Source organism: Nocardia salmonicida, from assembly GCF_036142455.1.
Taxonomy (GTDB): Bacteria; Actinomycetota; Actinomycetes; order Mycobacteriales; family Mycobacteriaceae; genus Nocardia; species Nocardia salmonicida.
The window spans coordinates 226,840-241,374 of sequence record NZ_CP108014.1 but is presented as its reverse complement, the minus strand read 5'-3'; the positions used below and the strand labels follow the sequence as shown (position 1 = coordinate 241,374).

Here is a 14,535-nt window from a genome sequence, read left to right as displayed (position 1 = left end):
GGGCCTGCTCGTCTATCGTTGGGCGGGTGGCCAAGTCTGCGGCGCCCGCGGTCGAACTCTCGGTGGGTGAGCACACGGTGCGGGTCAGCAATCCCGACCGGGTGTACTTTCCCGCGCTCGGCGTGACCAAGCTCGACCTGGCGCAGTACTACCTGAGCGTCGGGGACGGGATCGTCAACGCCTTGCGGGATCGGCCCTGCATGCTGCACCGATTCCCCAAAGGTCTCCCTGGCGGAAAGGTGCATCAGAAGCGGGTGCCCGCCGGTGCGCCGGACTGGATTTCGACGGTGCGCGTGCATTTCCCGCGCTACGGCAGGCATGCCGACGAGCTGTGCGTGCGCGAGCTCGCGGACGTGATCTGGGCGGTGCAGATGTCCACGGTGGAGTTCCATCCGTGGAATTCGCGGGCTTCCGATACCGAGTCACCCGACGAATGGCGCATCGACCTCGATCCGATGCCGGACTGCCCGTGGTCGCGGGTGCGGCGGGTCGCCGGGGTGGTGCACGAGGTACTCGACGAGCTCGGGGCCGTCGGCTGGCCGAAGACCTCCGGTGGGTCCGGGCTGCACGTGTATGTGCGGATCGCGCCGGAGTACGGGTTCGGACAGGTCCGACGAGCGGCGCTCGCGTTCGCGCAGGAGGTGCAGCGGCGCGCGCCCGAGGATGTGACGACGGCCTGGTGGCGCAAAGACCGCGATCCCGCGCAGCTGTTCGTCGACTACAACCAGAACGCACGCGACCACACCATCGCCGCGGCCTACTCCGTGCGGGGCGTCCCGGAGGCGACCGTGTCGACCCCGGTTCGCTGGACCGAGATCGACGACATCGCCCCGCGCGACTTCACCATCCAGACCGTGCCCGCCCGCTACGCCGAGCTCGGCGACCTGCAGGCCGACATGGACCAGGCCGTCTTCGACATCGCTCCCCTGCTGGAACTGGCCGATCGGCACGGCGTCGAGGAGCCCGTCGACCTCGACGAAGCGTGAACCGTCCGCGCACGGGGAGGGTGCGGCTGCGCCGTCGACAGCGACGAGGAAGAATCAGAGTCCGGCGACCGTGTGCGGCGCCGATGACAGCGCTCGAGCCGCGCAGTGCGGCGCAGACAGCCGATCGACCCAGGAGGCTTCAGTGCAGGATTCCGCGACCACGATCGCGATCGCCCCGGACCAGCCGGCGCCGCGCTTGCTCGAGAAAGCTGTAGTCGGGGCGGGTGCTCGGGTCGGTGAGCTCGCGGAGGCCGACGCACTGATCTGGACCGGCAAACCCGGCGACTTTCCGACGGCCCTGCCCTCGTCGGTGCGCTGGGCGCAGTTGCCCGCCGCGGGGATCGAGGACTTCTTCGACGCCGGCGTGTTCACCGCACACCCGGATGTGCTGTTCACCTCAGCGGCCGGGGCGTTCTCGCACAGTGTCGCCGAGCACGCGCTGATGATGTTGCTGGCCGGGGTGCGGTATCTGCCCGAGCAGTTGCGCGCGACATCGTGGCAGCAGCGCGAGTTCTTCCCGCACATCGGCTCGCTGCGCGGCAAGACCGTGACGATCGTCGGCGCGGGCGGGATCGGGCGCGCGTTGATCCCGATGCTGGCGCCGCTGGGCGCCCACGTGATCGCGGTCAACCGGTCGGGACGCCCGGTGAGCGGTCACGGCATTCCCGCCGATGTCGAGACGGTGTCCACCGATCAGCTCGCGCGGGTGTGGTCGCATACCGATCATGTGGTGGTCGCGGCACCGGCGACTGCGCAGACCCGCCACCTCATCGGCGCGGACGAACTGGCCAGGCTCAAGCCGTCGTCGTGGGTGATCAATGTGGCCCGTGGCAGCCTGATCGACACCGACGCGCTGGTCGACGCGCTCACCGGCGGGTTGATCGGTGGCGCCGGACTCGACGTCACCGACCCGGAACCGCTGCCCGACGGGCATCCGCTGTGGACCCTGCCGAACGCGATCATCACCCCGCACGATTCGAACCCACCCCAGCTGCGGTTGGCGGCGTTCGCCGATCATGTCGGCGCGAATGTGGCGCGATTCGTCGTGGGTGAGCCGTTGGAGGCGATCATCGACACCGCGCGGGGTTACTGAGCGGCGAAAGATTCCATTCGGGCGGATGGGACCTGATCGGCACGCCGGAATCGGATACCGCGGGTTAGGCTGTCCCTCGTCCTGGTTCGGTAAGGATGGGATCGGCAATGGGATGGACCTTCACCGCTGACGAATTCGCGCACGTCTGGCGGGAATCGGGTCAGGACCGCATGCCGTTTCCGCTGCGCGTGCTCGAGTCACCGCGCACCGAGAACGACGCGGCCCGATTGCGCGCGGGACTGCGCGACCGACTACCCGGGGGCGACCCCGATCTGGCCGCCTGCCTGCGGATCATCGCCGAACCGCACGTCAGGGTCGTGCTGGTGGGCGGCGCCCATACTCCCGGCAGCGAAATCCGGCTACTCGCCTGCGCGGTCTACGACCATGCGGTACTGGTGGTGCAGGATCCGAGTACCCGGCCCGATTACGGTGGCAGCGTGCGTGTCTCGATCGGGCACACCGCAGGGATCGGCGCCCGCGTGGCGGCCTGTCTGCCCGATACTCCGCCCGGTCGCGAACCCGCGCGCGAGGCCGCGACCGACGCTGTGCGCGACGAGGAAGCGGTGCTCGCGACCCATCCCGCCGTGCCACGCATCCAACGATTATTGCGCAGGCCGCACACCGCTGAGGGCCACATCCGCATCGAAACCGGGCTCGACCGTCCGGCGCCGAGTCCGCCGGTGCACTACAGCTGGATCGATGTGGCCAACGATGGTCGATACCTTCTGCGAGCGGGCGAAACCGTGCACGTGGTGCCTGCGTCCACTGGTCAACTAGCGGCACAGTTACAGCGAAGGTTGGTGCCTGCGCACAGTTCACACAGCAGAAGGTCCGGCTAATCTGGACTCCACGCTTCATCTGGAGGGGAGACGCGATGACGATCGAGAGCAGCAGAGCCGAGATCTCCCGGTTCCGCAGTGCCGCCGCGGCGGGGACATTCAGTTTCGACCCCGATGCCGCACGTCGGTGCGCCGACCTCTACGAACAGCAGGCCGAGCATCTCGCCCAGTTGCGTCAGGGGCTCGAGAATGCCGCCGAGACAGAGGGTTTCGGCGGTTTCGTCTCCGCCCAGCAGTTGCAGGCGGGCTTCGCGCACAAGGCACGTGACGCCGCCGAACTGCTCGACCGCTACATCGAGGCGGCCTACCGGATGAAAGAGGCGTTCCTGCTCAGCGCCGGCCTCTACGAGGAGGCCGACGCCGCCGCGGCCGCCGCCCTGCGCGCCGTCGATACGAGGGTGCGCGGATGAGCACCGACCCCACCTACATCAGTGCGATGGAACATTTCGAATCCATGCCGCACGAACAGATCTACACGCGCGCCCAGCAGATCGACGCCGGCGCCATTCTCGGCGCGTCGATGACCTGGCTGGAGACCGCCGCTACTCTCACCAGCTCGATGCCGCTGACCAAATCCGGCGCCGACCGGGTGATCAACGAAACCGGCTGGACCGGAACCGCCGCCGATGCCGCCGCCGCGAGCACCCGCAGTTTCGCCGCCTCCATCGACGAACTCGCTGTGGTGATGGCCGAAGTCGGCGCCCGCCTCGGTGGTGTCGCCGCGGCCGCCGAAACCGTGAAGCTGGCCGTCGTCGCGCCGGGCGGGTCGGGTCCGATCGGGGCGATCGCCCGCCTGCTCGAGTCCGCGCAGGTGATCGACGCGCAGATGGCGGCCGAGGCGCTGCGCCAGGAAGCGGTGCTGGCGATGAACATGATCTACAAGCCGGCGTATTCGCTTGCCGGAACGGGTGTTCCAGCGTTGCCCATCGCGCCCGGGGAGCCGGAAGCGCCGTCGGGTCGAGGGGGCTCGCCCTCGCAGGGCAACGGGTCGACGCCGAGCCCTGGCACGAGTCCCTCGACGCCACAGGGCAATTCGCCGGAATCGCCGCAGGACCCGGGATCCACTGAGACCCCAGCGCCCGGCACCACTGCGACGCCGGGCGAAGAACCTACAGACCGGACCCCGACGCCGACGGAAAGCCCTGCGCCCCAGGGCTCCACTCCACCGTCTCCGACACCGGGCACGCCTGCTCCCACTACCGAGCCGCCCGCGCCAACTACCCAAGCGCCCGCTCCCACTACCGAGCCACCTACCGGAACGCCCGTTCCCACCAGCGAAGCGCCCGCGCCGCCCACTGCGCCCGTACCTACTTCCGAAGCGCCCGCGCCCCCGAGCGAGCCGTCTACCCAAGCGCCCGTGCCTCCTTCGGAAACGCCTGCGCCGCCCACCGAAGCGCCAGCGCCCCAACCACCCGCACCGTCCAGTGAACCGCCCGCTCCGCAGAGCCAGGCCCCGACAACTCCGCCGACGAGTTCGCCCAGCGAGACACCCACGCCGCCGCCTTCGTCGCCGAACCAGCTACCGACACAGCAGGATTCGAATCCGCCTGCCCCGAAGCCACCGACTGTGGAGGCTTCGCCGACGACGGAAAGCCCTGCGCCACCGCCGGTCTCGCCGTCCCCACAGCCGCCTGTCACCGAGCCGACGCCGCAGCCGAACGTGCCCCCGCCGACCTCGGAGCAACCGGCCTCCCCTGCCCCGCCCGGTCGCCAAGCGCCACAACCACTTCCGCTGCCAGGTATGCCCGACATGTCCGACCCCGGAGGTCAGCCGGGCGTCACCGGACCGGTTCCCGGGACCGAGGGCCCGCCGGAACCTGTCCGGCCCGCACCACCTACCGACACCGCGCAGCCTGGAGTGGTACCACCACGGCGGTAGTTCGTCGGTGCGGATCAGACCTTGACGAGGTCGTCGGCGTGGATGACGGGGCGCTGCATGGTGTCGGGGAGGTCGGTGGTCGAGCGACCGAGCATGGTGGTGAGTTCGGTGCTGTCGTATTCGATGACACCACGGGCGACGACCTCGTCGTCGGGGCCGACCAGATCGACCACGTCGCCGCCGAAGAAGCGGCCGCGAATGCCGGTGATGCCTGCCGCCAGCAGCGAATGGCGTTGCGCCACCGCGTCTACCGCACCCGCGTCGAGCATCACCGCGCCACGGGTGTCGGCGGCGTGGCGGACCCAGAACTTGCGGCCGGACAGGCGGATCGGGCGAGCGGCGAAAGCGGTACCCACCAGGCCGTCGGTGAGAGCGGACGAGGCGTCGGCGGCCGAGGCCAGCAGGACGGGGATGCCCGCGTCGGCGGCCAGGCGGGCGGCGGAGAGCTTGGAAGCCATGCCGCCGGTGCCGAGCGCGCCACCGCTGCCCGCGATGACGCCGTCGAGGTCGGCGCTGCCGCGCACCTCGGGGATGAAGTTGGCGGCGCCCTTGCGCGGGTCACCGTCGTAGAGGCCGGCCACATCCGACAGCAGGATCAGCGCTTCGGCACCCACCAGGTGCGCCACCAGAGCGGCCAGGCGGTCGTTGTCGCCGAAGCGGATCTCCTCGGTGGCGACGGTGTCGTTCTCGTTCACCACCGCGATCGCGCCGAGCGAACGCAACCGGTCGAGGGTGCGCTGGGCGTTGCGGTGATGCTCGCGACGGGCGAAATCATCGGCAGAGAGCAGGATCTGGCCGACGGTGCGGTCATAGCGGGCGAACGAGGTACCCCAGGCGTGGGCGAGGGCCAGCTGGCCGACGCTGGCCGCGGCCTGCTTGGTGGCCAGGTCCTTGGGCCGCTTCGACAGGCCGAGCGGCGCGAGTCCCGCACCGATCGCGCCCGAGGACACGACCACCACGTCCGATCCCGCCCGCATGCGGGCTTCGACCGCGTCGGCCAGCAGATCGAGTCGACCGGTGTCGAGCCCGCCTTCGAGGCTGGTCAACGCCGACGAACCGATCTTCACCACGACGGTGCGCGCCGACACGATCGCCGCGCGCCCCTGACTCAGCTCCGAATCCACCTGCATCGTCCAACTCCCTGCACCGTGATCACCGAGCTACCTCGCCAACCCATCGCAGTATGCCCATCCAATAGTCTTGTCCGACAGCGAATTTCGCCGAACGCGACCACTCTCACTCTTTTCGCTCACCGTTTTCGTCGAGCAGACCGCGCCGCGCCTGCGAGGCGAGCTTGCGCTCGGCCGCACCGATGCGGTCGTTGGTCTCGAGCCGGAGGTCGGTACCGCGGCCGGTCGGCTGCATATCGACGCCCGCCGAGATCATCGGCTCCCATTCGAAGGTGACACCGGCGATGGTGACCGGGCAACCCGGCTGCGCGCCCTGCTTGACCAGCTCGGCTTCGACACCGAGGCGAGCCAAGCGGTCGGCCAGATAGCCGACGGCCTCGTCGTTGTTGAAGTCCGTCTGCCGGATCCAGCGCTCGGGGCGAGTGCCACGCACGATGAAACCACCCGCCTCCTCCGGATCGGCGATGACGCTGAAACCGGTCTCGTCGGTCGCGATCGGGCGGATGATGGTGCGCTTGGGCGCGGCCTTGGGGTGATCCTCGCGATACTGACGCACCATGTCGGCCAGCGCGAAAGTCAACGGGCGCAGGCCCGCGCGGCTCACGGCGGAGATCTCGAACACCGGCCAGCCACGTTCGGAGAACTCGGCGGACACCATGTCGGCCAGCTCGGCCGCATCGGGCACGTCGGTCTTGTTGAGGATCACCACGCGCGGGCGGTCGGCCAGATCGCCGAGGCTGGCGTCACCGGACAAAGCGGGCTTGTAGGCGGCGAGCTCGGCTTCGAGCGCGTCGACGTCGGAGACCGGGTCACGGCCGGGTTCCAGGGTCGCACAGTCGACGACGTGAGCGAGCACCGCGCAGCGTTCGATGTGGCGCAGGAAGTCCAGGCCGAGGCCGCGGCCTTCGCTCGCGCCGGGGATCAGGCCGGGCACGTCGGCGATGGTGAAGGTCGTGTCACCGGACAGCACGACGCCCAGGTTGGGAACCAGCGTGGTGAACGGATAATCGGCGATCTTCGGCTTTGCCGCGGACAGCACCGAGACCAGCGACGACTTGCCCGCGGACGGGAAACCGACCAGTCCGACGTCGGCGACCGACTTCAGCTCGAGAACGACATCGACCTCGTCGCCCTCTTCACCGAGCAGCGCGAAACCGGGCGCCTTGCGGGCCTTCGACGCCAGCGAGGCGTTGCCGAGGCCACCGCGGCCGCCACGAGCGATGATGAATCGGTTGCCCGCGCCGACGAGGTCGCAGACCACCTTGCCGTCGTCATCGACGACGACCGTGCCGTCGGGGACCTGCAGCACCAGATCGGCGCCGTTCTTGCCCTCCCGGTTGCTGCCCTCGCCCGGCTTGCCGTTGCCTGCCTTGGCGTTGGGATGGAAGTGGAAATCGAGCAGGGTGTGGACGTTGGCGTCGACCTCCAGGATCACGTCGCCACCGCTGCCGCCGTTGCCGCCGTCGGGGCCGCCGAGCGGCTTGAACTTCTCACGATGCACCGAGGCGCAACCGTGTCCACCTCTACCGGCACGAACATGCAGCACGACGCGGTCGATGAATTTGGACATGGGTTGATCCTCCTCCTTCTGACTTGTCGTTTTCGGTAAGGGTGGACGAACACGACAGAGCGGGTCAGGAAATCCCTGACCCGCTCTGGTGTCCGTGGGGAGCGAAAGCTCCAGGCGGTCAGGCCTGGACCGGCTCCGGTACAACGATGTTCACGGTCTTGCGGCCACGCTTGGTGCCGAACTCGACCGCGCCCGCCTCGAGGGCGAACAGCGTGTCGTCGCCACCACGGCCGACGTTCACGCCCGGGTGGAAGTGGGTTCCACGCTGACGGACCAGGATCTCGCCCGCGCTGACCTTCTGGCCGCCGAAACGCTTCACGCCGAGGCGCTGGGCGTTCGAATCGCGGCCGTTCCGGGAGCTGGATGCGCCCTTCTTATGTGCCATTGCTTCGTCTCCTCGGGAAAATTCTTACTTGATGCCGGTGACCTTGATGACCGTCAGCGGCTGACGGTGACCCTGGCGCTTGTGGTAGCCGGTCTTGTTCTTGAACTTGTGGATCCGGATCTTCGGGCCCTTGGTCTGGTCGATGACCTCAGCGGCCACGGAGATCTTGGCCAGCTTGTCGGCGTCGGTGGTCAGATCGGCGCCGTCGACGACGAGAACCGGGGTCAGCGCCACGGCGGTGCCGACGGGACCCTCGATCTTCTCGACCTTCACCAGGTCACCGACCGCGACCTTGTACTGCTTTCCGCCGGTCTTGACGATTGCGTACGCTGCCATCGGTCGGCTTCCTCCACTCACATTGGTCCTGCACATGTCCACGCCGCAGCTGCGACGCGTATTTCTGGGCTCATCCCCGCAGAGCGGGGGAAGAACGTTTGCTGCCTGCGGTATACACCCGGCCTGTTCGGCCAGATGCTCAATCACTGGGCAGCGACCGACCTAGGTTACCAGAGCGGTATCCACTCCCCCAATTCGGCCGGTCAGGGCCCGAATCGAGAGCTTGCGTGCGCGGGGTGATCCGCGCACGCAAGCGTCGGGTTACTTCGATTCGGCGGCCGGAGCGCCCGCGGGACGACCCACGGCACGACGGCGCGGCTTGCGTTCCGGGACGATGACGGGCTCCGCGGCGAAGTCCACGACAGCCGCTGCGGGCGGCTGCTCGTTCGCCGACAGGACGAACACGGCTCCCGCGCTGTCCGGTGCGGGCGCTGCCGTCGACCGGGCTACGCGACGCCTACGAGGCGCCCGCGGTGCGGGTTCCTCTGCGACCGGAGCCGGTTCGGGCTCCGGCGTCTCGACGACCGCGGCCGGTTCGGGCTGCGGGGTCTCGACGACCGAGGTCTCGGCGACGGCCTCGGCGGGCGCCGAGCTCACCGTTTCCTCCTCGACCTCGGCGGCCTCGGGTTCCGCCTCGCCGGAGATGACCCCGGTGAGCGGACCCTCGGTGCTCTGCTCGGTGTTCGCGGCAGCGGCACCACGACCCGCCCGGCGCGAACGCGACCGCGAACGCGACCTGGTCGGCTCTGCGGGCGCTTCCTCGACGGCCTCGGTGTGCTCGTCGCCGTGCTCGTCGTCCTGATGACCTGCCATCGCGAGCACGACCGGGTGGGCACGCTTGACCGCGATGTCCTCCTCGGCGTGTTCGGCGGCCGGTGCGGTGCCGTTTGTCGCCGGTGCGGCGGTGGTGGCCGGCTTGTCGCGTTCCTTGCCGCGGCGACGGCGCGAACCGCTCTCCTTCGCCCGCGGTTCCTCGACACCGGACCCGGAGTCCACCGGGTAGGAGTGCACGAGAATGCCGCGCCCGTGGCAGTGCTCACAGGTGGTGGAGAACGCCTCGACCAGTCCGGTGCCCAGCTTCTTGCGGGTCATCTGGACCAGGCCCAGCGAGGTGACCTCCGATACCTGGTGGCGGGTGCGGTCGCGTCCGAGTGCCTCGGTGAGACGACGCAGCACCAGGTCACGGTTGGATTCGAGGACCATGTCGATGAAGTCGACGACGATCATGCCGCCGATATCGCGCAGCCGCATCTGGCGCACGATCTCTTCGGCCGCTTCCAGGTTGTTCTTGGTGACGGTCTCTTCGAGGTTCGACGAGCCCGAGCCGGTGAACTTGCCGGTGTTGACGTCGACGACGGTCATCGCCTCGGTGCGGTCGATCACCAGGGTGCCGCCCGAGGGCAGCCACACCTTGCGATCGAGCGCCTTGGCCAGCTGCTCGTCGATCCGGTAGGCGTCGAACACGTCGACACCGTTGTTCTCGTGCCGGTTGACCCGCCCCAGCAGGTCGGGCGCGACGGTGCGGACGTAGGTCTCGACGGTGCTCCACGCGCGCTCACCCTCGATGACCAGCTTGGCGAAGTCCTCGTTGAACAGGTCGCGGATGACCTTGACCAGCATGTCGGGCTCTTCGTAGAGCGCCTTCGGTGCGTTGGTCTCCTTGGCGGCGGCCTCTTCGATGGTGCGCCAGGCAGCCTGCAGCCGCTCGACGTCGCGAGCCAGCTCGGGCTCGCTGACGCCCTCGGACGCGGTCCGGATGATCACGCCGGCGTCGGACGGGACGATCTCGCGCAGGATCTCCTTGAGACGCTTGCGCTCGGTGTCGGGCAGCTTGCGGCTGATCCCGGTCGACGTGCCACCGGGCACGTACACCAGGAAGCGACCGGCGAGCGAGATCTGGGTGGTCAGACGGGCGCCCTTGTGCCCGACCGGGTCCTTGGACACCTGCACCAGCACCTGATCGCCGGGCTTGAGCGCCTGCTCGATCTTGCGCTCACGACCACCGAGACCGGCGGCCTCCCAGTTCACCTCACCGGCGTAGAGCACACCGTTGCGGCCGCGGCCGATGTCGATGAACGCCGCCTCCATGCTGGGCAGCACGTTCTGCACCTTGCCGAGGTAGACATTGCCCACCATCGACGCCTGACCGGAACTGGTCACGAAGTGCTCGACGAGGATGTTGTCCTCCAGGACCGCCACCTGGGTGGTGGTCTGGTGGCCCGGCGCGTGTTCGGCGGGGTCGAACGCCTTCTCGCGCACGACCATCACCCGGTCGACCGCCTCGCGGCGGGCCAGGAACTCCGACTCGGTCAGGATCGGCGGACGGCGACGCCCGGCTTCCCGGCCGTCGCGGCGGCGCTGACGCTTGGCCTCCAGGCGGGTGGAGCCGGAGATGCCCTGCACTTCGTCGGGATTGTTCGCGCTGGAACGTTCGCGACGCTTGTTGCGGGGTTCGCGCTCGTGCACGACGGTGTTCGGCGGATCGTCTTCGGTGGCCGCCTCGGCGTCGCCGGACTCACCACCGACCTTGCGGCGGCGACGACGGCGACGACGACGGCTCGCGCCATCGGAGGAGCCGTCTTCGTCATCGGTCTCGGCTTCGGTGTCGTCGGCCTGTTCGGCCTCGGCGCCGGCCTGCTCGGCCGGCTGCTCGGCCTCGTCGGTGTCGTCGTCGTCGGTGTCGGACTCGTTGTCCTCACCATCGGCGGACTGCTCGCCACGACCGCGACCACGGCCACGGCGGCCACGGCGACGGCGACGCGGCTGGCCGTCGGCGTCGTTGTCACCGGACTGATCGGCGGACTCGTCGTCGACCTCGGCTTCGGGCTCCTCGGCCTTCGGCGCGACGGGCTCTTCGACCGGCGGTGCGGCGGGCTCTTCGGTCTTCTTCGGGGTCCGCTCGGCGCGACGGCGCTTGCGGGCCTCCTCGGCGGCGGTGGCGTCCGGCGGGAGGAACAGCGGCATGCCCACCGAGGCGGGCGCCTCGAAGGTGACCGGCTCGGCCTGCACGGGGTTCTCGGACACCCGGTGGGTGAACAGATCGGTGTGCGCATCGTCGCGCATCGCGGCGAAGACCTCGTCGGTGCGCGCGACGTGCGGCGCGGAGAACAGCGACGCGGGCGCCGCTGAGGTGTCGGCCGGCTGCTCGGCGACGGGTGTGGACGCGGCGCGCTTCTTCGCGCGCGTAGTCGGTGCTGGTGCTTCGTCGGGGGCGCCGGGTTCGGCGTCAGCGGCGGCGATCGCGTCGCGCACCGTTTCGGCGACCGAGCGGTCGACATTGGATTGAACGCTGCGCGCCTCGGCGCCCAACTCGGCCAGTTTGGCCAGGATGCGTTTGCTGGTCACTCCCAACCGTTTGGCCAGTGCATGAACTCGAATTCGCTCCGGCAATTGATCGGCATCCTGTTGTGTTGTGTCCAGCGGCTCTTTTTCGGCCACGAAGTCTCCTCGGGCCCCCGGGCGCGTCCTTCCCCGGTACGGGAGTGACGCGGCCGACGCGGGGGCATCGTCCGTGCACCTCGTACCCGATGGTACGAGGGTCATCTGGTCTCGCCCCGCGTGTCCGGTCGCACCTTGATCGATCGTCTGGCGCGCCAACCGGTCACACGGCGCCTGGCTGTACGGCGTGGCACCGCGCTTTCGAGCGCTCATCCAGCGTGCCGGTGCGGGCAACCCCAGCAACAGGGCCGTCCGTGGCAGCGATGATCGGCATCAACCGCGGTGTCAATCCGGTCATGTCCGCCGCCGCGTCACGTACCTGCGCGACAGGTCGGCGTCGAACACATCCATAGTCAGTATCCCATACGGTTCGCGCGGGGATCGCCATCGGCGCAACTCACGCGAACTCCGCCCCGCTCGCGGCCGTCGTTCATCCGGCGGATCCAGCGAGCGAGGGCGACCCGGTCGAGCGGAGTTCGATACCGCCTGACCGGGTGTCCTACTAGCTTTACTGCGCTACTGACCGCTGGGAGTCAGGCGGGAAATTCGGGGAACCAGAGGGCGATCTCGCGCTTGGCGGACTCGGGCGAGTCGGATCCGTGGACCAGGTTGAACTGGGTCTCCAAGCCGAAGTCGCCGCGGATGGTGCCGGGCACGGCCTTCTCCACCGGGTCGGTGCCACCGGCGAGCTGACGGAACGCCGCGATCGCGCGCGGGCCTTCGAGGATGGCCGCGACGACCGGGCCGGAGGTGATGAATTCGATGAGCGAGCCGAAGAAGGGCCGCTCGGCGTGTTCGGCGTAGTGCTCGGCCGCGAGTTCCGCGGACACGTTCTTCAGCTCCAGCGCCTGGAAAATGAGGCCCTTGCGCTCGATGCGCGCGAGGATCTCGCCGGTGAGGCCACGGGAGACACCGTCCGGCTTGATGAGTACCAACGTCTGCTCAGTCACGGGGTAACCCTAGCGTCGGCCGTGTCAGCACGCCGATCGGGCCCTCGAGCGGTCAGGACTTGGTGCCCATTCGCTGACTGGGGAGTAGACCTGCGTACCAGCAGCCGTCAGGACTTCGTACGCATTCGCTGGCTGGGGAGTAGACCTGCGTACCAGCAGCCGTCAGGACTTCGTACGCATTCGCTGGCTGGGGAGTAGACCTGCGTCCATGCGGCGCTGGACGTCCGAGCGCAGGACGAGGATGAATGCCCAGACCGCGATGAACACCACCGCGATCACGCCGATCGACAGGTGGATGAACGCGCCCGCGAGCAGCAGCACCTGCAGACCCAGGTTGAACGGGATCGCCCACGGCTTGCGTTGCACACCCGCACCAAGAATCATCAGCACCGAGAGCACCACGAGGTAGGTCCCGGACAACCAGGTGACACCGCCGCCGACATCGGCGACCACCGGCAGCGCCAGCAGGACCACGATCGCCTCGAGGATCAACGTCCCCGCCATGACTCCGCGCAGACCCTTCCACGGATCGTTGGCGGGAGGAGGCACAGTACTCATGCCGGAGCCTTTCCGAACAGGGCGCGCGCGGCGCCCGCGGTGACGACCGACCCGGTGACCACCACGCCGGCGCCGGAGATCACGTCGCCCTCGTCGCCCGCCTGCTCGGCCAGCGCGATCGCCGACTCCAGCGCGTCGGGCAGGGTGTCGGCGGTGATCACTCGTTCGTCGCCGAAGCGCTGCACGGCCAGGTCGGCGAGTGCGTCCACATCCATGGCCCGCGGTGAACCGTTGCTGGTGACGACGATTTCGTCGAAGACCGGTTCGAGCGCGTCGAGAATCCCGGCGGCGTCCTTGTCGGCGAGCACCGCGACCACTCCGACGAGCTTGCGGAAGTCGAACTCGCCGGTGAGCGTCGCGGCCAGCGCCTGCGCACCCGCGGGGTTGTGGGCGGCGTCGACGAAGATGGTCGGCGCGTTGCGCATCCGTTCCATCCGCCCCGGGCTCGACACTGTCGCGAAACCGGTTCGCACGGCCTCGATATCGAGCTGGCGATCCGCGCCAGCGCCGAAGAACGCCTCCACCGCGGCCAGCGCCAGCGCCGCGTTGCGGGCCTGGTGCTCGCCGTGCAGCGGCAGGAAGATTTCGTCGTAGACCCCGCCGAGTCCCTGCAGGGTGAGCAGCTGTCCGCCGACGGCGACGCCCCGTTCCAGCACCCGGAACTCCGCGCCCTCGCGGGCCACCGCGGCATCCTCGGCCACGGCCCGGCGCAGCAGCACGTCCATCACCTCGGGCTCCTGCTCGGCGATGACCGCGACGGTGTCGGTCGGGATCAGCGCCTCGGGAGCGCGCTTGATGATCCCGGCCTTCTCCTTGGCGATCGACTCGAGGTCGGGGCCGAGGTAGTCGGTGTGATCGAGGCCGATCGGGGTGATCACCGCGACCTGCGCGTCGATCACATTGGTGGCGTCCCAGGTGCCGCCCATGCCGGTTTCCACGACGGCCACGTCGACCGGCGCCTCGGCGAACGCGGCGTAGGCCATGCCGGTGAGCACCTCGAACTTGCTCATCGCCGGGCCGTCGGATTCGGCGGAGCGCTGGTCGATCATGCCGATATAGGGCGCGAGCTCGTGATAGGTCGCCACGTAGTCGGCGGGCGAGATCGGCGCGTTGTCGATGCTGATCCGCTCGGTCGCCAGCTGCAGGTGCGGGCTGGTGATCCGGCCGGTGCGTCGGTGCAGGGCGGTGAGCAGGGCGTCGATCATCCTGGTCACCGAGGTCTTGCCGTTGGTGCCCGCGATGTGGATCGCCGGATAGTTGTTCTGCGGGTTACCCAGCAGATCCATCAGGGTGGCGATCCTGGTGAGCGACGGCTCGATCTTGGTTTCGGGCCAGCGCTTGTCGAGTTCGGCCTCGACCAGGGCCATCTCA

The 14,535-nt window shown here is 69.0% G+C and carries 13 protein-coding genes; 5 read left to right on the top strand and 8 right to left on the bottom strand.

Annotated features, from left to right (window positions below; translation table 11 throughout):
- Nucleotides 1-26: 26 nt before the first annotated feature.
- The 5 genes from ligD to OHS03_RS01180 all read left to right on the top strand — a co-directional run bounded on the left by ligD (nucleotide 27) and on the right by OHS03_RS01180 (nucleotide 4,797).
- Nucleotides 27-986: a non-homologous end-joining DNA ligase gene (ligD, locus tag OHS03_RS01200; RefSeq protein WP_328660044.1), complete on the top strand. Its 960-nt coding sequence runs from the start codon at nucleotides 27-29 to the stop codon at nucleotides 984-986.
- Nucleotides 987-1,128: 142 nt separating this feature from the next.
- The gene (locus OHS03_RS01195; protein ID WP_328660042.1) at nucleotides 1,129-2,079 is read left to right on the top strand and encodes a D-isomer specific 2-hydroxyacid dehydrogenase family protein; all 951 of its coding nucleotides are present in this window, start codon (nucleotides 1,129-1,131) and stop codon (nucleotides 2,077-2,079) included.
- A gap of 107 nt (nucleotides 2,080-2,186) precedes the next feature.
- Nucleotides 2,187-2,918, top strand: a complete 732-nt coding sequence (locus OHS03_RS01190; protein ID WP_328660040.1) for an ESX secretion-associated protein EspG — start codon at nucleotides 2,187-2,189, stop codon at nucleotides 2,916-2,918.
- A gap of 35 nt (nucleotides 2,919-2,953) precedes the next feature.
- Entirely contained in the window at nucleotides 2,954-3,328 is a 375-nt protein-coding gene (locus OHS03_RS01185; protein WP_062985269.1) for a hypothetical protein, read from the top strand.
- Nucleotides 3,325-4,797 (top strand): hypothetical protein, encoded by a 1,473-nt coding sequence (locus tag OHS03_RS01180; protein ID WP_328660037.1) that lies wholly within the window; start codon nucleotides 3,325-3,327, stop codon nucleotides 4,795-4,797. The genes OHS03_RS01185 and OHS03_RS01180 overlap by 4 nt, the downstream gene beginning before the upstream one ends.
- Nucleotides 4,798-4,811: 14 nt before the next feature.
- Here OHS03_RS01180 and proB read toward each other — a convergent pair whose 3' ends face one another.
- From proB to folC, 8 genes are all read right to left on the bottom strand, one after another.
- Complete coding sequence (proB, locus tag OHS03_RS01175) at nucleotides 4,812-5,927, bottom strand: glutamate 5-kinase (protein WP_328660035.1); 1,116 nt, start codon at nucleotides 5,925-5,927, stop codon at nucleotides 4,812-4,814.
- A 106-nt stretch (nucleotides 5,928-6,033) separates the two neighbouring features.
- On the bottom strand, nucleotides 6,034-7,497 hold the full coding sequence (gene obgE / locus OHS03_RS01170; protein WP_328660034.1) for a GTPase ObgE: 1,464 nt from the start codon (nucleotides 7,495-7,497) through the stop codon (nucleotides 6,034-6,036).
- 118 nt (nucleotides 7,498-7,615) lie between these two features.
- Nucleotides 7,616-7,882, bottom strand: coding sequence for a 50S ribosomal protein L27 (gene rpmA, locus OHS03_RS01165; RefSeq protein WP_056821498.1), 267 nt, complete (start codon nucleotides 7,880-7,882; stop codon nucleotides 7,616-7,618).
- 24 nt (nucleotides 7,883-7,906) lie between these two features.
- The gene (rplU, locus tag OHS03_RS01160; RefSeq protein WP_056821499.1) at nucleotides 7,907-8,218 is read right to left on the bottom strand and encodes a 50S ribosomal protein L21; all 312 of its coding nucleotides are present in this window, start codon (nucleotides 8,216-8,218) and stop codon (nucleotides 7,907-7,909) included.
- A gap of 261 nt (nucleotides 8,219-8,479) precedes the next feature.
- The gene (locus OHS03_RS01155; protein ID WP_328660032.1) at nucleotides 8,480-11,656 is read right to left on the bottom strand and encodes a translation initiation factor IF-2 N-terminal domain-containing protein; all 3,177 of its coding nucleotides are present in this window, start codon (nucleotides 11,654-11,656) and stop codon (nucleotides 8,480-8,482) included.
- Between the two features lie 533 nt (nucleotides 11,657-12,189).
- Nucleotides 12,190-12,606, bottom strand: coding sequence for a nucleoside-diphosphate kinase (gene ndk, locus OHS03_RS01150; protein WP_056821502.1), 417 nt, complete (start codon nucleotides 12,604-12,606; stop codon nucleotides 12,190-12,192).
- A 162-nt stretch (nucleotides 12,607-12,768) separates the two neighbouring features.
- The gene (locus tag OHS03_RS01145; RefSeq protein ID WP_328660030.1) at nucleotides 12,769-13,164 is read right to left on the bottom strand and encodes a DUF4233 domain-containing protein; all 396 of its coding nucleotides are present in this window, start codon (nucleotides 13,162-13,164) and stop codon (nucleotides 12,769-12,771) included.
- Complete coding sequence (folC, locus tag OHS03_RS01140; RefSeq protein WP_056821848.1) at nucleotides 13,161-14,531, bottom strand: bifunctional tetrahydrofolate synthase/dihydrofolate synthase; 1,371 nt, start codon at nucleotides 14,529-14,531, stop codon at nucleotides 13,161-13,163. Before folC ends, OHS03_RS01145 begins: the two co-directional genes overlap by 4 nt.
- Nucleotides 14,532-14,535: the final 4 nt, after the last annotated feature.